Below are 19,592 nucleotides of genomic sequence, written 5' to 3' on the forward strand. Positions count from 1 at the left end.
AACGCTCATCCTTCAGCTCGATCTAACGCGACCGAATTCGGCCAGAATCTCGGCGGTGTGCTCTCCCAAGCGCGGTGATCGCCTGGCGAGGCTGAGACCCGACTGCGAGAACACGATTGGAGTACGCAAACCAGGCACGCCATCAAGTTCGACCAGCATATTGCGGTGATGGAACTGTTCGTCACCAAATAGGTCGCCGACCGTATTGATCGGGCCGGCCGGGACGTTGGCCGTTTCCAGCGAAAGAAGAAGATCATCACGGTTCCAAGACGTTGTCTTCTCGATCAAGGCTTGCTCGAGTGTTAGTCGGTTTTCGACACGTTTGGCGTTCGTCGCGAAGGCGTCGGAAAGCGGCAGCTCAGGTAGGGCAAGGACCTGGCACAGGCGGAAAAACTGGCTGTCATTGCCGCAAGCGATGATGATATAGCCATCAGCAACCGGAAGGGTCTGGTATGGCGCGATATTTGGGTGGGCGTTCCCCATGCGCTTCGGTGTGATCCCGGACGCCAGGAAGTTCATTCCTTGATTGGCGAGAACTGCGGCCATGCAATCGAATAGTGCCATGTCGATGTGCTGGCCGCGTCCGCTATTTTGACGGGCCTGCAGTGCCGCCTGGATCGCAATCACCCCGTAAAGGCCGGTGAAGATGTCAGCGAAAGCCACGCCCACTTTTTCGGGGGGGCCATCGGGCTCACCTGTGAGATCCATGATTCCGCTCATGCCTTGGATCATGAAGTCGTAGCCCGGACGTTTTGCATAGGGGCCGGTCTGGCCAAAACCAGTCACTGAACAATAGATCAGACCGGGATTGCTTCTCGAAACGCTCTCGTAGTCGAGAGCGAACTTCTTCAACCCACCAACCTTGAAGTTCTCAATCACGATATCGGTTGATGCGATCAGGGCCCGGACCAAGTCCATATCGTCGCTCGAGTTGAAATCCGCGGTCATCGATCTCTTGCCGCGATTGCAGGCATGAAAATAGGCGGCCGAACGATTGCCCTCGCCTTCCTCTATATAAGGCGGACCCCATTGACGGGTGTCATCACCATGCGGACTTTCGATTTTGATCACATCGGCCCCCAGATCGGCCAGCGTTTGTCCGATCCATGGGCCCGCCAGGATGCGGGCAAGTTCAACGACCTTCAATCCGGCGAGAGGCGCATCAGACATTGTGAATCTCCTCGACGAAGCTGATCAGGAGAACGCTTGAATGCCGGTCTGAGCACGCCCGAGGATGAGAGCATGGACATCATGCGTCCCCTCATATGTGTTGACCGTTTCCAGGTTCTGGGCGTGACGCATGACATGGTATTCGATCTGGATGCCATTGCCGCCATGCATGTCGCGCGCTTGCCGAGCGATATCGAGGGCCTTGCCGCAGTTGTTGCGCTTGACGATCGAAACCATTTCCGGCGCGAACTTGTGATCGTCTAGAAGCCGCCCGACGCGCAGCGACGCCTGAAGGCCAAGGGCGATTTCGGTCTGCATGTCGGCAAGTTTCTTCTGGTAGAGCTGCATGCCCGCCAGCGGCTTGCCAAACTGTTTACGATCGAGGCCATACTGGCGGGCGCGGAACCAGCAGTCTTCAGCTGCACCCATGACGCCCCAAGAAATACCGTATCGCGCCCGGTTGAGGCAGCCGAAAGGCCCTTTCAGCCCCGAAACATTCGGCAGCAGCGCATCTTCGCCGACTTCGACGCCGTCCATGACGATCTCGCCTGTGATCGATGCGCGCAGGCTAAGCTTGCCTCCGATCTTCGGCGCCGAAAGCCCCTGCATTCCCTTATCGAGAATGAAGCCACGAATCTCGTTGTTGTGAGCGGCCGACTTTGCCCAGACGACGAAAACGTCAGCAATCGGCGCATTGGAGATCCACATTTTCGAGCCGCGCAGGCGATATCCATTGTCCGTCTTCTCGGCGCGCGTCTTCATGCCGCCGGGGTCAGATCCGGCGTCCGGCTCTGTCAGCCCGAAACAGCCGATCAAGTCGCCGGAGACGAGGCCCGGGAGGTATTTCTTCTTCTGTTCGTCCGAGCCGTAGGCATAGATCGGATAGATGACCAGTGAGGACTGGACGCTCATCATCGAGCGATAGCCGCTGTCGACCCGTTCGACCTCCCGGGCGACGAGACCGTAAGCGACGTAGTTGGCGCCCGCCGCTCCGTACTCCTCGGGAAGCGTGACACCGAGCAGACCTGCCTGCCCCATCAGCTTGAAGAGGCCAGTATCGGTTCTCTCGTCGAGATATGCGTCATTGATACGGGGCATCAGCTCTGCTTCGGCAAATGCCGCTGCCGCTTCGCGAATCATCCGCTCGTCTTGCGACAGCTGTTCCTCAAGAAGAAAAGGGTCATTCCAGGCGAACGTCATGGCCGTGTCTCACGTTTGAACTCCTGCCAAGATGTCAAAAAATCCATCCCGTGAGAAACGACGTTTACTCATCCAGATATGAGCTGTAGTTATAGCTCATGGATCCGTTACAGCGACGCCTGCTCCCATCGACAACCGCACTAGCGGCATTTGATTCAGTTTGCCGGCTCGGCAGTTTTTCGGCCGCCGCTGTTGAACTGACGTTGAGCCAAGCGGCGATAAGCCGCCAAATCCTGACGCTCGAGGAGCGACTCAACACGACGCTTTTCGTGCGTAACGGACGTGGTGTGGCGTTGACGCCCCAGGGCGTCGTCTATCACAAGACCATTCAGGAGGCGCTTGGGTTAATCCGGAGTGCGTCTTTGCACGCCATGTCCGGCTCGCCCTCTGCAACGCTAAACCTTGCCATTCTTCCGACGTTTGGAACACGATGGCTTCTGCCTCGTATCCCCAAATTCGTCTCTGAGCATCCGGAGGTGACACTTAATTTTGCCACACGTATTGGCGTCTTCGATTTCAAAAGTGAAGGTATCGACGCTGCGATTCATATCGGCGGTAGCGATTGGCCGAACGCCAAGTGCACGTTTCTCATGGAGGAAGTTGTCGCACCGGTTTGCAGTCCTTCGTTCCTGAAAGACAATGCAATCGTGTCAGAGCACGACCTCCTGCGGCTGCCACTTCTGAAGATGCGATCGAGACCTCAGGCTTGGGACGACTGGTTCTCCAGCCTCGGCATAGACGGCAAGCAACCGGGAACTATGAGTTTCGAGCAGTTCCTTGGGGTTGCACAAGCTTGTGTCGCCGGTCTCGGTGTAGCTTTGATGCCACTCTTCCTCATCCGGCCAGAGTTAGATGACGGGCAACTCGTTATTGCATCGCGCCACTGGGTGCGAAGCAGAAGCAACTACTATCTCGTGTCCCCGGAGGGAAAGGAGAGCTCCAAGCCTGTCAGCGCCTTTCGCGATTGGCTTCTGCGAGAAACGGCGGAATTTTGCAAATCGGAACTGGCTGTCGATTCTCACTGATGAGTTGGGATCCCCTCCCACCGGCACCACGGTGTGCCATGAGGTTCCGTCGCATACACTGAGGCCGACAATACGCGCAGATCGTCACTCTTGAGGCGATGTTTAGGCGGCGGCGGCCGCGGTGCGAGCCGTCGGGTACGGCGCCAATCTCGAACCGCAGATACGCACGCAGGCGATCGATTCACGATCGCTGCAACTGTCCTTCAGGCCGCCATCGACGCGATGACCCGATCAAAGAGGCGGTCTGGCAACAGCCCGCGCAGGAAGAGAATGGGCTTCGCCATGTAACCGGCTGCGTAGCGGGTTCGAGGCTTGGCGACGGTCACGGGCTTGGCGACAGTTTGCGCGATGACCGAGGGATCGGAGAGCTGCTTGCCGGCATAAAGTTGGCCATACCATCCGCCGCCTTCGTCACTTCGGAACAAGGAAGCGGTGCTGTTGGCGACGATCCGTCTCTTTATGGACCGGGCGCTCAGGCAGGCAGAGAGTGAACTGGCAAGCTGCAGGGACCTGCGCGGGCAGCTCGGCATTGTCTTTGAACACTTCGCCCGGCGGCCTTATGCAATGCTCCACTCCACACCCAACGCCGAGGACATCATCGAGGGTGTCGGCACAGAAAGTCGCAAGGCGATCGCAGAGTGCAGAGACGGGTTTCGTGCTGTCGTCGAAAAGCTGCTGACTCCTGCAGAAGACAAAATTCGCGCGTCCGGGATGTCATTCCATCAGCTTGCCGACGCGATCCTGAATTTTGCATCAGCCGCGAAACATGAGGCGCGCGATCAAGCCCACCTCGACGAACTGCTCCTAAACCTGACGACGATGGCTCTTCGGTGCGCAGCGTGAAGCGCTCGGGGATAAAATAACGGCCAATCGACCTCACAGATCGACCGGCCATTTAGACAGTCGCCCAAGCGGAGCTCGACCGTCCCTGAACCAGTATGACCCGGTCAAACGCTCGACCGGGCCCACTTTTCTGTCTTTCACATCATGACGCCATCGCGTAACGGCTCTGGCCAAATCGGCTGCCAGCGCTAGTCTTGAAGCGATCGACCAAACCCGCCAGCCTTTCGGTTTCTTGGGAAAGGCTCTGCGCTGCTGCGGTGGTTTGTTCGACCATCGCGGCGTTCTGCTGCGTCACCTTATCCATCGCGTCTCCCGACGCTGAAACCTCTTTCAAGCTTGCGGCTTGGTCCCTAGCAGCAATTGCGATCTCGGTGACGATACCGCTCATTGCGCTAACCTGTTCGACGATCTGTGCCAGCGAGACGCCAGATTCACCTACCAGCCGCACTCCGGTATCGACCTGTGCTGAAGACGCCGAGATTAGATGCTTTATCTCCCTCGCCGCGCTGGCTGAACGCTGAGCCAATTCACGGACTTCCTGCGCGACGACAGCGAACCCCTTTCCGGCATCTCCTGCCCGCGCCGCCTCGACTCCAGCATTCAGGGCAAGCAGATTCGTCTGAAAGGCAATCTCGTCAATTACGCCGATGATGTTGCCGATCTTAGAAGACGATTCTTGGATCTCGGTCATTGCATTGATGGCACGTGCGACGATGTCGCCGCTCTTTTCTGCATCGGACCGCGCAGTCACCGCTGCTTTCTGGGCACGACTCGCACCCTCAGCCGTGTCATTAACGCCCTTGGTGACATCGCCCAAAGCGGCAACCGTTTCTTCCAGAGACGCTGCCTGCTGCTCAGTGCGCCGAGCCAGATCATGGGATGCCGCGGAGATTTCGTCCAGACCGGAGTGGATGGTACTCACGGCACGGATGACGGAATCGAATGCTTCCTCCAGTTTGGAGACCGAATTATTGAAATGGTCTCGTATCCTGGCATAACGTGAGTCCACCGGCGCAATCCGCACCGTGAGGTCGCCCCTCGACAGCGCATCGAGACCCAACGATATTTCTTGAAACGCTTGCTCCATCGCCTTCGCCTCGAGTTGCTTTTCGGCCTCCTGGTCCAGCCGCTCTTTTTCGGCAGCGAGACGTGTGCGCTCCGCGAAGTTTTCAGCGGCAAGCTTTGCGTACCCGGTTTCTTGGAACACCTTCAATGATCGTGCCATGGCGCCAAGTTCATGACGGTACTCGCTGCCTTCGATGATGATGGAGCTGTCTCCGTGAGCTAGCCGCTCCATAGACTGCGCCATTTTCCGAACTGCTGCCGAGATGAGCCGTCCCACAACATACGACAAAACCAGCCCGACAATTATCAGCAGCCCTGCGATGGCGAGCGTCGTAGTACGAGCGGAGCCGATCGTTGCGTCCACCGAACCATCCAAATTTCCTTGGGCGGTGGTGACAGTCGAGGAAAGCGTCGAAAAGCCGTCAAATACTTTTGCAGCCAGCGTCTTCTGAACTTCATGGGTTTCGTCCATCGCGTCGGCGACTTGTTTTACTTCCGCCAATCTCGACGTGTAGTTCTGCATCAGCTGGGTTGCGCCATTAAGACGCTTCTGCTGCAGCTCGTTTTTTGCATGTTTGACCGCGCTTCCGTTCAGCGCCAACGCGTCCTTCAGCTCAGCTTGAGCTTTGTCATAAGCGTTGGCATCGCCTGTGTGAACGAAGCGTTCCGAAAAATAGAGGCTTCGATTCAGGGACGCAAGTGTGTCCGATGTCATGTGCGAAAGGATTAGGTCTTCCTGTCTCCAAGCGCTTCGCAATACATCCGCCAACGCGATGCTGGTCCATGGGCCGAACTCGGTAACTTTGGATAAAAGTATCTCGCGTCTTGAATGTAGCGAAACCATCCGATCGAATGCCTCGCTGTAAGCGGCGATGTCGCGTCGGATTCCCTCCATGCCCTGCGAAAGTATCGAGCTTTCAGCGATATGAACATCTTCCTTCTCGAATGATTTCACACCTGCATGGAAACGCTCCACAAGCGCCGGGCTAGGACTTGCTCGGAAAGTTTCAGCCGATAGCTCGATCTCATGCAGACGCTCATTATATTGTGAAATCGTGAGGCTCTCTCCGACCGTTCCGCGGTACGAAAAAAACAGCGACGAAAGGCCGGCCATGCCGGAATTGGCGTTGAGCGCAAGAAGGCTCATCAAGACGATGAGAGGCACGAAGCCGGCCGTGATCTGAGCACGAATGCCCAACTTTCTCCAAACAAACATCATATGGCTCCTTGTCAATTATTCTGTGCCGCGTATCGAGCGACGTTCTGTCGCGTCACTAATTCGAAGGGGACGAAGTTCATGCGCGAAACTTTCTGTCCATCGATCAAACTTAGTGCGGCGTCCACGGACCCAGCGCCCTGAGCGGCGGCGTTTTGAAAAACCGTGACATCCATGTCTCCAGACTCGACTGCTTTTAGAGCATCGGGAATAGCGTCGACGCCCGCGACGATCACGTCGGTCATTTTGACGCCATTTCTCTTCAGCGCCTGGACCGCCCCCAGCGCCATATCGTCATTGTTCGCTATCACCGCGTCGAATTGTGCTCCCGCCGACAACCACTCCTGAACCTGATGGTCAGCATCGGAAAGTGACCAATACGCGGACTGCCGCTCGACGACATGAATTCCAGTGCAAGGTTCGGTCGAGATGACACTATCGATGTCCTCGGTACGCGCACGTGCAGCCGCATGTGCTGGCTCACCGACCAGAACAGCGACGCGTCCCTTTCCTTTTAATAGAGCACACACCTCTTTTGTCTGCAGCGTGCCAGATTCTCTTTCATCAGAAGCGACAACGACTTGGTTGTCCGGCAAGTCTTCAATGTTGGCTGGAATGTTGTTCACAAACACCAGTGGGATGCCGGCAGTAGCAGCGATCTTGGTCATTTGCGCACCGAGGTCGCCATCATCGAGCATTACGATAAGGGCATCCACTTTAGCAGCTGCCAACTTCTCGACTTGTTTGATCTGAAGCTGAGTATCGCCGCCAGCGTCCTCGGTGAGAATCTCAATGCCCGCTTTACTCTTCGCATGACTTATAAGACCGTTCATCAAGCCGGTGTTGAACGTGTCGAGGTGGCCGGCGGAAAACCCCAGAGTTCGCGCTTCCGACTGGCATGTCAACGTTAACATCGCAACAAATGTGAATAGAAGCTGCTTCATGATCCCTCCCGACGGTGTTTGGATAGTGCTTAAGAATATACTTGATAAGTACTTAAGATATCGTTTAGCAGCGGCTTGGATCGATATGTCATCACGGGTCGCCGAAGCGATGCACGCACCACGGAAAACGGCATGATCCAGGGTGCATGGATGGGACACAAACGTCCGAGTATTTCCTGCTTGCACCGGGGGACCTGATGGGCACTGCGAGTAGCCAGTAACGTGGCTACCCTCTCACCAAGTTCAACGGAAAAGCGCAATCAAGGATAAGCGGTTGCTCCGTCCGGCTTGCGCGTGACCTTGCGCTCCCAGTGAATGTAATCGTCTGTGGCCAGAACCTTTTCGTCGATCTCGAGGCCCCAGCCTGGCCGATCCGGACGCAGTTCCATATGGCCGTCGACCGGCATATAGGGATCCAGCGCCCATGGCGCGTGCACATGTGGCTTGAACTCGAGAATCTTGAAGTTCGGCTGGGCGGCACAAAAGTGGATATTCACGGCCGTGGCCAGCGGCCCCATGGGATTGTGCGGAGCGACCGTCACATAATGGGCCTCCGCAATAGCCGCGATCCGCCGCATCTCAGTCACGCCACCAACCACACAGATGTCCGGCTGAATGATATCGGCTCCGCGCGCGGTGAGAAGCGACAGGAATTCAAAGCGAGAATAGAGTGATTCTCCGGTGGCCAGCGGAACGGTTACCTTGGATTTCAACTCCGCCCAGGCAGGAATATGCTCGGGGCGAATGGGCTCCTCGTAGAAAAGCGGATCATTCGGGGCAAGCGCCGCAGCCAACTGAACCGCCTGGTAAGGCTCGAAGATCTTGGCATGGGCGTCGAAAGCAAATTCGTAGTGTGACGGTGTAATCTCACGGATCTTGCCAAAATAGTCGCCCGTTTCCTTCACAACTTCGCCCCACCGGCTCGCATGTAGGTCTCGGCGATAGGGACTGAGCTTGAATGCGGTATAACCATAGTCCTCATTGAGTTTCAACGTCTGGTCGAGCGCATGCTGCGGATCGGGGGCAGTATAGACCCCGCAATAGACCCGCACGCGGTCGCGGACATGGCCGCCTAGCAACATGTAGACCGGTAATCCCGCGGCCTTGCCCGCGATGTCCCAAAGCGCGTGGTCAATGGCGGAGATAGCGGCCAACCCCAGCGCACCCGGTGGGAAGCGGCATTGCTGGTTGAGCTTCAGCACCAAAAATTCTACGCGGCGCGGGTCTTCGCCTTCTATCTGGTGGAAAAGATAGTCAAGAAGCGGCGAGAGCGCCCGGTCCGGACCGTGATTGTAGCATTCGCCCCAACCGGAAATACCTTCGTTCGTCTCGATTTTCAGTAGCAGGCGTGGCCGATCATCGACTCGCTGCATGTAGGTCTTTATTCCGGTGATATGCACGTCAGACTCCTCAAGCGGCACGCATCTCGGCGGTCACGCGAGCAACGACTGTACGCAGGCTCGTACGCTCGCTTTCGTTGAGAGCCACAACACCGGGAAGGCGAACAGGGCCGACATCCGTACCGAGCATGCCAAGCGCTTCCTTGACGACTGTCACGTTCGCACCGTTATTGTATTTCGTGCGCAGCGTTTCGAACTCCGCAATCCCGTCGATCAACGACCGTGCAGCGGCATAATCACCGGCTTCGAGAGCCCGGTGGATCGCGTGCGAACGTTCCGGGAAAACGTTGACAAGACCGGAGGTGAAGCCGCGTGCGCCAAGCGCGTAAAATGCGGGCGCCCAACCCTCCGCCAGACCGCAGACCCAGATTGCAGGGGCGTCATGAGTGGAGCGGACGACCTCGGAAAGCAACATCAGGTTGGACGAAGCGAACTTGATGCCGGCGACATTGGGATGCAAAGCGAGCTGACGGAAATCTGCGACGGAAAAGCTGTCACTGCGGACATAGGCAATGAGGGGAACTGTACAGAAATCCGCGAGCTCGAGGAAATAGCGGGTTTGATAGGACGGGCCAGCAAAAGGGTCCATCGGGTGATGCCCCATGACGGCATCGGCTCCGTGGGATATCGCATCCTGCGCAAGCGCCTTGGCATCGGCAAGTGAGCGACCGACAGCTGCGCTTACCAGCGACTTGCCAGCTGCAGCCTCGATCGTGACGCGATGAACCAAGCTAATTTCATCCATGGTCAAGGTGAAGAATTCGCCGGTATTGCCGGCTGCCATGAGATTATGAACCCGCGCCGCCGCCATGCCCTTGATGAGCGTATCCAACTTACCGACATCGACGCTTCCGTCCGCGCGATAGGGCGTGACGGGAACGCCCGAAATGCCAGTTAGTGCCTTTCTAACGGTCTCGAGCTTGTCACTCACCTTAGATATCCTTTTTGCTTCCGAAAACTATCGACAGGTAGGTCTCGCCAGATCGGACGACGTGATCGCGCATCTGCTTCTCCGCCCCCTCAGCATCGCCGTCGATGATCGCAGCGGCGATGGCGGTATGCTCTTGCAGCGCCTTTTCACGCTCGGTCGGGTCCGAATGAATGACCCGGCGAATGCTGGCATCATAGAACTGCTGTCGCTCTATGAGGCGAGCCAGGTAGTGGCAGCGCGACGCACGATGGATCTGGTCGTGAAAAGTCTCGTTGAGAGCGATCAGCTTATCGGCATTGCCGCTCTCGGTTGCCGTCTCCATGAGGTTCACCGTCGCTTGCAACACACGCTTGCTCTCGTCTGAAATGCGACGCGCAGCCAGACGACCGATCATCGACTCGAGTGCCGCACGGGCAAGAATCATTTCCTCGGCCCAGTTCATATTGAACCGGATGAGCACGCCTCGTCGTGGCAACGCCTGAACGAGGCCCTCCGCCTCCAGAAGTCGCAAGGCCTCCTTGACCGGCGTAGTGCTGACGCCGAATTGCTCCGCCAGCTGGCGCTCATTCACCTTTTCATCCGGCTCGAAGCGGCCAGCGAGGATGGCGCCACGAAGGATACGGTGGACATGGTCACGAACCGTCAGCTGAAACTGCGGATCGAGCTTCTCGATCCGTCCGGTCCCGCCTGAGAGATTTGGTTCATCTGCCATTTCTACAAAATCCTGTTGACGCGCAAATCGACTTGTGAGATCTGATATACCAGATTTCAGATCGATGTCGATATGAAAATTGGTGAAACTTAGAGGTTGAGGAGCCTCCACGGGAGGAAATTGACATGCTTAGACGCCACTTCCTGACGCTGGTTAGCGCTGTTACTATCGCTGCCGTCATCCCGCTTGCGGCGACTGCCGCCACGCCCGAAGACCAGCTGGTCATCGCGACCAACATGTCCTCGATGCGCGGCCTCGACCCGCATGAACTCAACCAGCTCGAAGCCGCCGAGGTCGTCGCCAATCTCTATGAACGCCTGATCGTACTGCCGGCCGATAAGATCAACGAGCCCCAACCCGGCCTTGCTGAAAGCTGGACGATTTCGCCGGATGGCAAGACGTTCACCTTCAAGATCCGCGCTGGCGTCACTTTCCATTCCGGCAATGCGCTGACAGCCAAGGACGTCGAATGGTCCCTGCGCCGCCTGGTCAAGCTCGGGCTTGCCCCCTCCACAGACCTTCGCCAATGGGGCTTCTCGGCGGACAATGTCGACAGCCTGATCCGCGCCACGGATGCCCAGACGGTTGAAATCGAGACGCCTGAGGTCTGGAACGCCGATCTGATCCTGCTGTCCCTCGCCAGCTTCTCGACCTCGATCCTCGACAGCGCCTTTCTTGCGGACAAGGATAAGGACGGCGACCTGGGCCGGGAATTCCTGCAGACCGCGGATGCCGGTTCCGGCCCTTATTCACTGAAAACATGGCGCGCCAACGAGCTTTTGATCGCTGAGGCATTTGCTGACTACTCGCAAGGAGCGCCGGCCATGCGCCGCGTCATCCTCCGCCACCTGCCGGAATCGTCCGCGCAACGACTGCAGATCGAAGCGGGCGACGTGGATGTCGCGACGCGCCTTTCCTCCACCGACCTGACGGCGCTCGAAGCCGGCGGCGGCGTGCAGATACAGAAAACCCCCGGCTTCGGCTTTTACTATCTCGCGCTGAACCAGAAAGACGAAATCCTGTCCAACCCGAAGGTGCGCGAGGCCTTCCGTTACCTTATCGACTACGACGGTTTGGCCAATACGGTCATGAAGTACTACGGCATCAAGCAACAGAGCATTATTCCCGCCGCTTTGCCGGGCGCCCTCGGCGAAAACCCCTACAAACTTGACGTGGAAAAAGCCAAGCGGTTGCTCGCGGAGGCGGGATATCCCGACGGCTTCTCCAAGGTCTACTATGCAACGCCGGTCACGCCGGAATTCGAAGTTGCACAGTCGCTGCAGGCCAATGCGGCCAAGGCCGGCATCAAGCTCGACCTTCAGGCCGGCGACCATATCGGCAAGTTCCGCGAGCGGGCATTCGAGATTTTCTCGGCGCGCTCCGGCGAGCGCCTGCCCGATCCTCATGCCGTTCTGGCATCCTATGCAACCAACGCCAACAATACCGACGAAGCCAAGCTGACCGGCCTCCTGGCATGGCGCACCGCATGGGACGTGCCAAAGGACCTGCAGGACATGGTGCTGGCTGCGGCGCACGAGACCGACCGGACGAAGCGTAACGCTCTGTATGCCAAGATCAACAAAGCCTATCTGACATCGTCCCCGCCACTGGTCACCTCGTTCCAGAGAACGGATGCCAAGGCCGTTCGCAATGACGTGAACGGCTATATCGGGCATTCAACCTGGTTGACCCGTTGGGACACCGTGACCAAGGGCGATTGATCCTTCAGCAAGGACACCTGACTTGACTTCCTCCCAAGCGACCACCGTGAACGGCCCGGGCAGCGGCAAAAAGCTGCTGTCCGGAGCCCGCAAGATTGCGACGTCGTTCGCAGTGATCCTGACAACCCTGTTGGGGCTCCTTGTCATCACCTTTGTAATCGGGCGGCTCGTACCGGCCGATCCGGTCATCGCCGCAATCGGTGACCAGGCGGATCAGGTGACCTACGAACGCGTCTACAAGGAAATGGGCCTCGACCGCCCGTTCCTTGTTCAGTTCGGGCACTATCTTGCCGATGTGGCCCGGCTCGATTTTGGCCAATCCCACATTACCAAGAACGCTGTATCCAGCGATCTCGCCCGCGTATTTCCAGCGACCATCGAACTGGCCACTCTAGCGACGCTGATCGGTGCCGGCTTCGGGGTACCGCTTGGCGTCGTTTCGGCGGTCCGCAAGGGCACATGGGTCGATCATCTCGGCCGCGTGGTCGGACTGCTCGGCTACTCGACACCAATTTTCTGGCTGGGCACGATCGTCATCCTTGTCTTCTACGCCAAATTCGGCCTCATTCCGGGCGGCGGGCGCATCGACATCTACAATGAAGGGCTCGTTGAGGGTCCGACCGGGTCGCTGCTGCTGGACTCCATTCTCGCCGGCGAGTGGGAAGTCTTCCTCAGCGCCCTGCATCACGTTCTCGCGCCTGCCCTGATCCTGGGCTATGCCGCCATGGCCTATCTCAGCCGCATGAGCCGCAGCTTCATGCTGGAACAGCTGCGTCAGGAGTATATTTTGACCGCTCGCGCCAAGGGTTTGAGCCAGCGTTCCGTGGTATGGCGCCATGCCTTTCGCAATATCCGCGTACAGCTGTTGACCGTCGTGGCGCTCGCCTATTGCGGCCTGCTGGATGGCACCGTGCTGATCGAGACCGTCTTTGCGTGGCCCGGCCTCGGCCAGTATCTCACCTCTGCACTGTTTTTCGCAGACATGAACGCCGTGCTAGGAAGCGTCCTGCTGATCGGCATCATCTCCATCGCGATCAATCTCCTTTCGGATATTGTGTATCGCTTCATCGATCCGAGGACGCGGTGATCAGCATGACAAAGTACGGAACCCTGAACACGTTACACACCTGGCTGATCAGCGAGGACTTCACCTCGACGCGCCAGGCGCGGTTGCACAAGATGTACGTCGCCTGGCTCAGCTTGCTTGCCAACCCGCTGGCCTTCACCGGTTTTCTCGTGGTCTTGATGCTGATCCTCGTGGCAGTTCTTGCTCCGTTCATTTCCGGCTACGATCCCTATGCCCAGGACCTTTCCAAGGCACTGCAACCGTTGTCCTGGCAAAACTGGTTCGGCACCGACGAATTCGGTCGCGATGTCTATGCGCGTCTGGTCTACGGCGCCCGCACCACGCTCTACATCAGCATCCTTGTCACGATCATCGTTGCGCCGATTGGTTTTGTCATCGGAGCGAGCGCTGGCTATCTCGGCGGCTGGGTCGATGTCGTACTGATGCGTATCACCGATATCTTCCTGTCGTTCCCGAGCCTGGTGCTGGCGCTGGCCTTCTCCGCCAGTCTTGGCCCCGGCATCGAGAATGCCGTGATTGCCATTGCGCTCACCGTCTGGCCCCCCATTGCCCGTCTGGCGCGCGCGGAAACGCTGACGTTCCGCCACGCCGATTTCGTCGTCGCGGCGGAGCTTCAGGGCGCCGGCATGATCCGCATCCTGCTACACCACATCGTGCCGCTTTGTGCTCCGTCCGTCGTCGTCCGTCTGACGCTCAACATGTCGAGCATCATTCTGACGGCCGCCGGCCTCGGCTTCCTCGGATTGGGCGCGCAACCACCGATGCCGGAATGGGGCGCCATGGCCGCATCCGGCCGCCAATACCTTCTGGAGGCCTGGTGGCTCACAACGATCCCCGGAATAGCAATTTTGACCGTCAGCCTTGCCTTCAACCTGCTCGGCGACGGCCTGCGCGACATTCTGGATCCTCGAAATGCGTAAATCAGCAGACACAATTCTGACGGTCGAGAACATGTCGGTCGAATTTCCGACACTGTCGGGCGCGGTCACCGCCGTGCGCGACGTCTCCTTCACCGTTGGTCGCGAAAAGGTCGGCATCATCGGCGAATCCGGCTCGGGAAAGAGCACGACCGGCCGCGCGATCATGCGTCTTCAACCTCCCAAGGCGAGGGTGAAGGCGGATCGCATGGATTTCGAGAACGTCGATCTTCTGAAGGCCAGCGAGCGCGACATGTTGTCGATCCGCGGACGACGCATCGCTATGATTTTGCAGGACCCCAAATATTCACTGAACCCGGTCATGAGCATCGGCGAGCAGATCGCCGAAACCGTGTTGTTGCACGAGGGTGTATCGCGGAAGGAAGCCAGCGCCCGCACGCTGGCCATGCTCGAGCGGGTACGGATTCGCGATCCACGACGCGTGTTCGATCTTTATCCGCACGAGGTGTCGGGCGGCATGGGCCAGCGCATCATGATCTCGATGATGCTGATTGCCTCACCGTCCCTGATCATCGCCGACGAACCGACCTCGGCCCTCGACGTGACAGTGCGCCAACAGGTCCTTTCGATCCTCGACGAGCTTGTCGTAGAGCGCAACATCGGCCTTATCTTCATCTCGCACGACCTCAATCTGGTCCGCAGCTTCTGCGACAGGGTGATCATCATGTATGCCGGTCGCATCGTTGAGACCATCGCTGCTGCCGATCTGCACAATGCGACGCACCCCTACACCCGTGGCTTGCTGAACGCACTCCCTAGCCTCGATCAACCGCGTGATCGCCTCGAGGTCCTTCGACGCGACCCTGCCTGGCTGGAGCGCAGATGATGCCCATGATTAAAGTCGAAAATCTCGCCGTGTCCTACGGGAAGGACGCCGGCGAAATTCGCGTTGTCGACGATGTATCGTTTTCAGTGGTGAAGGGCGAAGCGTTCGGTCTGGTGGGAGAAAGCGGCTGCGGCAAATCGACGATACTGGGTGCTCTCGCAGGTCGAAATAAGCAGTGGACGGGCCGCATCGAGATAGACGGCGACGCCGTCGGTCAGACGCGTTCCCGTGCGCAGCTTGCCAAGCAGCAAATGGTCTTTCAAGATCCATTCGGCTCGATCCATCCACGCCACACGATCGGGCGCATTCTGCTCGAACCGCTTGAAATCCATGGACTGGATCAGCGCCAGGACCGCGTGCAAAAGGCGCTGGACGATGTCGGCCTGCCGCAGAATTTCCGTTACCGTTATCCCCACCAGCTTTCTGGAGGGCAGCGCCAACGAGTGGCCATTGCCCGAGCCTTGATCCTCGAGCCGAGAATATTGCTGCTGGACGAACCGACATCTGCCCTTGACGTGTCAATCCAGGCCGAAATTCTCAACTTGTTGAAGGATCTGCGTGAGCGGGAAGGTCTGACCTATATCCTGGTCAGCCATGATCTGGCCGTGGTCGCCCATCTCTGCGACCGGGTTGCCGTTATGCAGAACGGCGTATTTGTCGAAGTCGCTGAAAAGCAGCACCTTGTCCGCGGCACCGCAACACATCCCTACACGCGTACGTTGATGGATGGCAGCCGTGGTTACATTCCGCAACCCATATGAGCTTCAAATTTCTGCAAGAGCCGCCCCGTGGACAACGGTGACCTGCATTCGGCGTGGGTCGGCTTGGGTGCACACTTTATCGCGTCGAGGAACGCAAAAGTTTGTTACTCAGCGCAGCATCCAATTTCTTGAACCGAGGCCGACCAATCAGGTCATCTTAGCGCATTTCTGACTGTGTCCCGCGCTATTATCGACCCCTCGTCGAGATCGGTTGTCACCCAATGGGAAGTCGCCCGATCAGTTTCACGCCTTATTCCAACCCGCTGCCGTCCCGCCAGCCAATCGACGCAGCTTCGACAACATCAACGCCGATTCCATCTCCCGGTACGACGGCAATTGTATATGTTCTCATGTTCCTACCAATTTCAATGGAACGTTAAGAGCACCATGCCCTTTTCGATTTTCCCGAGTGAGACAATAATGACGCCGCTAAACCAGCCCGAGAATCTTCCGCGCGTTTTGAGGCGTTGCGAGCTCTCCACCGAGCAGGCCGATGATTTTGCTGGCTTTGTCAACCAATTGCGCATTCGTTGACGCTTCAATGCCCTTTTCCAAAAAGAAGTTGTCTTCCAGACCGACCCGCACATGTCCACCCATGAGAAAGGCATGAGCGACAATCTTAAATTCCGCTCGCCCTACCCCAAATGCTGACCACTGCATGCCGTGTGGCATAGCCCCCATGAAATAGGACAGCATCTGTGCTGTCGCCGGCGCACCCCAAGGAATGCCGAGAGCAAACTGAAGAAAACTGTCTCGGGGGATAGTGCCTTGGGAGATCATTTTTTGAGCCAAGGCCAGATGGCCTGGTTCAAATATCTCCAGTTCTGGCTTTACGCCGGCCTCGGTGATACTGGCTGCGATAACTTCGATCTGCGCCTGAGTATTGATGAGCGCGCCTTTGCCAAAGTTCAGCGAGCCCATATCCAAACTGCATATTTCTGGCTTTAGCTCTGCAATGTGCCGAACGCGCTCTTCCGGCGGCCTGACGTTGGAGCCATTGTCAAAGCCGTTCGTGCTTGTGAGGCTCGGCACGAACCGACCACCTGGGCCGGTTGTGAGATTGATAACTACGTCAACGCTTGCGCTGCGAATGCGATCGACCACCTCCCTATACAGATCAAGGTCCATGCTTGCCTTGCCTGTATTAGGATCACGCACATGAATATGTACGATCGCGGCACCCGCCTTCGCCGCATCAATTGACGCCTCCGCGATCTGTCGCGGCGTGACGGGCAACTGCGGGTGCCGCTGTACGGAGTCATCTCCGCCTGTCACCGCGCAGGTAAGTATTGTCAGCGACATCAAATGCGCTCCTTCTAGCTTTCAGAAGATGACCGATGCTCAATCGACCGGGACGGTTTAGGTTCGAAGCCTTTGGGGAAAGGTCAGCATCGAAACCAGCCGTGCCAGATCACCTACGTGATCCAGGTCCAGCATCTGCTGCTCGATTTCCTTGGTCTCTTCCCTTGAATGAAGCGCCGCAAAATCCATGCATTTCTGATATTTCGCGATAACTTCTGTAGGACCAAAACGACTGTTGGCCGGCTCACCGGGCGAGTCATGGCACAACTTCTCGAAGACGCGACCATCCTTCATCCTGACGGTGATGGGGCTGTCAAACGCTTCCACTCCACCCTTTGGCCAATCCTTATGGACGGTGACGCTGACCTTGCTTCTTGCCTCTTGCCACTCGGGATTGATTGCTTTTTCATCAGAGAAGCTGTCAAGAAAAACAGTGCCATCGAAGAAGCATGCGACCGTCGCATGCGGCAGGCTGAAACGCGCCTGTTCAGCACTCTCCGGCTGGTTATACTTCAGAATCTGCGAGTGAGTCACATTGATGCCGTGATCGACGGTGTCGACGTCTTCCCAACGAAGCCGATTGCTTTGAATCAGTTCCAAGAGACCATCCATGTTGCGGTGTTTGAAAAAGCAGCACGGGTACTTCTTGATCCCGACATGATAGATCCGGTAGCCGTCGCCCAGTTGAAGATCAAAGGTCGGCGTATCTGCCCACAGCTCACCATAACCGTGAGTTCCCTCCAGAATATCTGGCTGCCCAACATATCCGAGCGATGCGAGCTCTGCGGAGCAGATACCATTGCGGCCGGCGAACCCAGCTTCGATAATGTGCGCTCCGCTTCCGGTTTGCTTGAGGAGGCCTGCTGCCTGTGAAACGGCCAAACTAATTGCAGCAGTCGTCTGATCGGTATCGAGATTCATCAGCTTGGCAGCTGCAACTGCGTTGCCAATGGTTCCCAGGCAGGCCCAGCTTGCCCACCCCTTCTTCATTCCTCGGTCAAACGCCAGTCCCAGCCGTGCTGCGACTTCATAACCCAGAATGAGAGCCTCGAGGAGCCGGCCACCTGAGAGTTGGTACTTTTCGCAAAGAGCGAAGACGGCGGGCCAATGACCACAAGAGTACATTGTCTCCGGAAAACTGTCGTCCTCAAGTTCGGTTGCATGCGCGGAATTGGCATTAGCGATCGTCGCATATTCCACAGGCGCCAGATATCCGGCGCCAAACACCCCAGCTTCCGCGTGCCCTCCCTTACTTTGTACATAGTTGATAACGGTCCTACCGACTTTCATCTTTGTGCCGGCAACGTTCATCCCCACGTGGCTAAGCCCGAGTAGCTTGGCGTAGTCAACAACCTCGGTCGGAATGCTCGACAGCGACGTTTCGCAGACGAATTCCGCGATTTCCCTTGTGGTAGTTGCTCCCATTTTTCTCTCCTATCGTGGAATAGCCCCGCGCCTCTCTCTCCGTATCATTTTTCGGGACAAGATACAGCTTAATGCGATTATCGTGTTATTTTGACGGATGTCAAATTCATTCGTTCGGCGATTTTGGAAGTGTGTGGAGAGTCCTGGGATATGAACCCATTTGACAAGACCTAGGCGGGAAGGCATGATGCCATTAATAAGCACGCCATCTCGATTTTCGGGACTTCTTTAAGCCTGACTATCGTCTCGTTGCGGAGCTGGCGGTATATTGGCCGCGATGTCTGATACGTTATCGGAGACAAAATGCTCGAAGTAAAACAGTTGGTTGCTGGCTACGGCCGTTTGACGGCGCTAAAGGGTGTCAGCGTTAAGGTCAAACAAGGAGAAATCGTCTTCGTGGTAGGCCCTAACGGCGCCGGAAAGTCGACCCTGCTCAAGACGATCGCAGGTCTGATGTCGCCAAACGCCGGTGAGATTCGATTTCAGGACCGGCGCATCGACGGGAAAGTGCCCGAACAACTGTGCCGTGAGGGGCTCGCGCTCATCCCGGAAGGACGCCATATATTCAAGACCCTGACGGTTCAAGAGAATCTAAAGGTCGGTTCAATGATACGAAAGAACTCGGCCGAGGTGAGTGCCGATCTCGAGGGGGTTCTCAACACATTTCCGATTTTGCGAGATCGCTTTTACGGTATTGCAGGGCATCTTTCCGGTGGCGAACAACAACAACTAGCAATTGCCCGATCGATCCTTCAGCGCCCTTCCCTCCTTATGATCGATGAGCCATCCTTGGGTTTGGCGCCGTTGATCATAGACCAGGTCTATGACAGTTTGAGGGCGCTCAATCGAACCGGCCTCACACTTCTTATCGTTGAGCAATCAACCGCCAGGATTATGGAGCTCGCATCTCGCGTCTACGTCATGCGTAACGGCAACGTCGTGCTTGAAGGAACCCCAGACGACCTCGCGGACGGCAAAGCGCTCGATGCTGCGTATTTCGGCTTTGCCGCGGAATCGGTATAAAGG

The 19,592-nt window shown here is 57.2% G+C and carries 18 protein-coding genes; 8 read left to right on the plus strand and 10 right to left on the minus strand.

Going from position 1 to position 19,592, the window contains the following annotated elements:
* Window positions 1–12 precede the first annotated feature (12 nt).
* Window positions 13–1,170 (minus strand): CaiB/BaiF CoA transferase family protein, encoded by a 1,158-nt coding sequence (locus tag ACSQ2Z_RS26670; protein WP_436084241.1) that lies wholly within the window; start codon window positions 1,168–1,170, stop codon window positions 13–15.
* Between the two features lie 24 nt (window positions 1,171–1,194).
* On the minus strand, window positions 1,195–2,370 hold the full coding sequence (locus ACSQ2Z_RS26675) for an acyl-CoA dehydrogenase (protein ID WP_436084242.1): 1,176 nt from the start codon (window positions 2,368–2,370) through the stop codon (window positions 1,195–1,197).
* Window positions 2,371–2,468: 98 nt separating this feature from the next.
* Between ACSQ2Z_RS26675 and ACSQ2Z_RS26680 the strand changes: the two genes are divergently transcribed.
* Window positions 2,469–3,395, plus strand: coding sequence for a LysR family transcriptional regulator (locus tag ACSQ2Z_RS26680; RefSeq protein ID WP_436084243.1), 927 nt, complete (start codon window positions 2,469–2,471; stop codon window positions 3,393–3,395).
* Between the two features lie 203 nt (window positions 3,396–3,598).
* Here ACSQ2Z_RS26680 and ACSQ2Z_RS26685 read toward each other — a convergent pair whose 3' ends face one another.
* Window positions 3,599–3,820: a hypothetical protein gene (locus tag ACSQ2Z_RS26685; protein WP_436084244.1), complete on the minus strand. Its 222-nt coding sequence runs from the start codon at window positions 3,818–3,820 to the stop codon at window positions 3,599–3,601.
* Between the two features lie 13 nt (window positions 3,821–3,833).
* Between ACSQ2Z_RS26685 and ACSQ2Z_RS26690 the strand changes: the two genes are divergently transcribed.
* Complete coding sequence (locus tag ACSQ2Z_RS26690; RefSeq protein WP_436084245.1) at window positions 3,834–4,238, plus strand: TetR/AcrR family transcriptional regulator; 405 nt, start codon at window positions 3,834–3,836, stop codon at window positions 4,236–4,238.
* 142 nt (window positions 4,239–4,380) lie between these two features.
* Here the strand turns inward: ACSQ2Z_RS26690 and ACSQ2Z_RS26695 are convergent, their stop codons facing one another.
* The 5 genes from ACSQ2Z_RS26695 to ACSQ2Z_RS26715 all read right to left on the minus strand — a co-directional run bounded on the left by ACSQ2Z_RS26695 (window position 4,381) and on the right by ACSQ2Z_RS26715 (window position 10,506).
* Complete coding sequence (locus tag ACSQ2Z_RS26695; RefSeq protein ID WP_436084246.1) at window positions 4,381–6,522, minus strand: methyl-accepting chemotaxis protein; 2,142 nt, start codon at window positions 6,520–6,522, stop codon at window positions 4,381–4,383.
* Between the two features lie 11 nt (window positions 6,523–6,533).
* Window positions 6,534–7,463 (minus strand): substrate-binding domain-containing protein, encoded by a 930-nt coding sequence (locus tag ACSQ2Z_RS26700; protein ID WP_436084247.1) that lies wholly within the window; start codon window positions 7,461–7,463, stop codon window positions 6,534–6,536.
* 260 nt (window positions 7,464–7,723) lie between these two features.
* Window positions 7,724–8,863 (minus strand): mandelate racemase/muconate lactonizing enzyme family protein, encoded by a 1,140-nt coding sequence (locus ACSQ2Z_RS26705; protein WP_436084248.1) that lies wholly within the window; start codon window positions 8,861–8,863, stop codon window positions 7,724–7,726.
* Window positions 8,864–8,873: 10 nt separating this feature from the next.
* Entirely contained in the window at window positions 8,874–9,794 is a 921-nt protein-coding gene (locus ACSQ2Z_RS26710) for a dihydrodipicolinate synthase family protein (protein ID WP_436084249.1), read from the minus strand.
* Between the two features lies 1 nt (window position 9,795).
* Window positions 9,796–10,506: a GntR family transcriptional regulator gene (locus tag ACSQ2Z_RS26715; protein WP_436084392.1), complete on the minus strand. Its 711-nt coding sequence runs from the start codon at window positions 10,504–10,506 to the stop codon at window positions 9,796–9,798.
* A gap of 125 nt (window positions 10,507–10,631) precedes the next feature.
* Between ACSQ2Z_RS26715 and ACSQ2Z_RS26720 the strand changes: the two genes are divergently transcribed.
* The 5 genes from ACSQ2Z_RS26720 to ACSQ2Z_RS26740 all read left to right on the plus strand — a co-directional run bounded on the left by ACSQ2Z_RS26720 (window position 10,632) and on the right by ACSQ2Z_RS26740 (window position 15,839).
* On the plus strand, window positions 10,632–12,227 hold the full coding sequence (locus ACSQ2Z_RS26720) for an ABC transporter substrate-binding protein (RefSeq protein ID WP_436084250.1): 1,596 nt from the start codon (window positions 10,632–10,634) through the stop codon (window positions 12,225–12,227).
* Between the two features lie 73 nt (window positions 12,228–12,300).
* Window positions 12,301–13,314 carry an ABC transporter permease gene (locus tag ACSQ2Z_RS26725; protein WP_436084393.1) on the plus strand — a complete coding sequence of 338 codons (1,014 nt, stop codon included), beginning with the start codon at window positions 12,301–12,303 and terminating at the stop codon, window positions 13,312–13,314.
* Between the two features lie 5 nt (window positions 13,315–13,319).
* Window positions 13,320–14,234 carry an ABC transporter permease gene (locus ACSQ2Z_RS26730; RefSeq protein WP_436084251.1) on the plus strand — a complete coding sequence of 305 codons (915 nt, stop codon included), beginning with the start codon at window positions 13,320–13,322 and terminating at the stop codon, window positions 14,232–14,234.
* A complete protein-coding gene (locus ACSQ2Z_RS26735; RefSeq protein WP_436084252.1) occupies window positions 14,227–15,078 on the plus strand; it encodes an ABC transporter ATP-binding protein in 852 nt (283 codons plus the stop codon). Before ACSQ2Z_RS26730 ends, ACSQ2Z_RS26735 begins: the two co-directional genes overlap by 8 nt.
* Window positions 15,078–15,839, plus strand: coding sequence for an ABC transporter ATP-binding protein (locus ACSQ2Z_RS26740; protein ID WP_436084253.1), 762 nt, complete (start codon window positions 15,078–15,080; stop codon window positions 15,837–15,839). The genes ACSQ2Z_RS26735 and ACSQ2Z_RS26740 overlap by 1 nt, the downstream gene beginning before the upstream one ends.
* 429 nt (window positions 15,840–16,268) lie before the next feature.
* Here the strand turns inward: ACSQ2Z_RS26740 and ACSQ2Z_RS26745 are convergent, their stop codons facing one another.
* Window positions 16,269–17,141, minus strand: a complete 873-nt coding sequence (locus tag ACSQ2Z_RS26745; protein ID WP_436084254.1) for a 3-keto-5-aminohexanoate cleavage protein — start codon at window positions 17,139–17,141, stop codon at window positions 16,269–16,271.
* Between the two features lie 57 nt (window positions 17,142–17,198).
* Entirely contained in the window at window positions 17,199–18,566 is a 1,368-nt protein-coding gene (locus tag ACSQ2Z_RS26750) for an MmgE/PrpD family protein (protein WP_436084255.1), read from the minus strand.
* Between the two features lie 303 nt (window positions 18,567–18,869).
* On the opposite strand from ACSQ2Z_RS26750, the gene ACSQ2Z_RS26755 reads away from it, so the two are divergent.
* Window positions 18,870–19,589 (plus strand): ABC transporter ATP-binding protein, encoded by a 720-nt coding sequence (locus ACSQ2Z_RS26755; RefSeq protein ID WP_436084256.1) that lies wholly within the window; start codon window positions 18,870–18,872, stop codon window positions 19,587–19,589.
* The last annotated feature ends 3 nt before the right edge of the window (window positions 19,590–19,592 follow it).

Origin of the sequence: Pararhizobium sp. LjRoot235, from assembly GCF_964254145.1 — a bacterium.
Classification (GTDB): domain Bacteria; phylum Pseudomonadota; class Alphaproteobacteria; order Rhizobiales; family Rhizobiaceae; genus Pararhizobium.

Coding starts and splice junctions, on each gene's coding strand:
- ACSQ2Z_RS26675 (WP_436084242.1), bottom strand. CDS start 2,370: ATGACGTTCGCCTGGAATGACCCTTTTCTTCTTGAGGAACAGCTGTCG.
- ACSQ2Z_RS26755 (WP_436084256.1), top strand. CDS start 18,870: ATGCTCGAAGTAAAACAGTTGGTTGCTGGCTACGGCCGTTTGACGGCG.
- ACSQ2Z_RS26680 (WP_436084243.1), top strand. CDS start 2,469: ATGGATCCGTTACAGCGACGCCTGCTCCCATCGACAACCGCACTAGCG.
- ACSQ2Z_RS26670 (WP_436084241.1), bottom strand. CDS start 1,170: ATGTCTGATGCGCCTCTCGCCGGATTGAAGGTCGTTGAACTTGCCCGC.
- ACSQ2Z_RS26695 (WP_436084246.1), bottom strand. CDS start 6,522: ATGATGTTTGTTTGGAGAAAGTTGGGCATTCGTGCTCAGATCACGGCC.
- ACSQ2Z_RS26745 (WP_436084254.1), bottom strand. CDS start 17,141: ATGTCGCTGACAATACTTACCTGCGCGGTGACAGGCGGAGATGACTCC.
- ACSQ2Z_RS26730 (WP_436084251.1), top strand. CDS start 13,320: ATGACAAAGTACGGAACCCTGAACACGTTACACACCTGGCTGATCAGC.
- ACSQ2Z_RS26740 (WP_436084253.1), top strand. CDS start 15,078: ATGCCCATGATTAAAGTCGAAAATCTCGCCGTGTCCTACGGGAAGGAC.
- ACSQ2Z_RS26750 (WP_436084255.1), bottom strand. CDS start 18,566: ATGGGAGCAACTACCACAAGGGAAATCGCGGAATTCGTCTGCGAAACG.
- ACSQ2Z_RS26720 (WP_436084250.1), top strand. CDS start 10,632: ATGCTTAGACGCCACTTCCTGACGCTGGTTAGCGCTGTTACTATCGCT.
- ACSQ2Z_RS26700 (WP_436084247.1), bottom strand. CDS start 7,463: ATGAAGCAGCTTCTATTCACATTTGTTGCGATGTTAACGTTGACATGC.
- ACSQ2Z_RS26715 (WP_436084392.1), bottom strand. CDS start 10,506: ATGGCAGATGAACCAAATCTCTCAGGCGGGACCGGACGGATCGAGAAG.
- ACSQ2Z_RS26735 (WP_436084252.1), top strand. CDS start 14,227: ATGCGTAAATCAGCAGACACAATTCTGACGGTCGAGAACATGTCGGTC.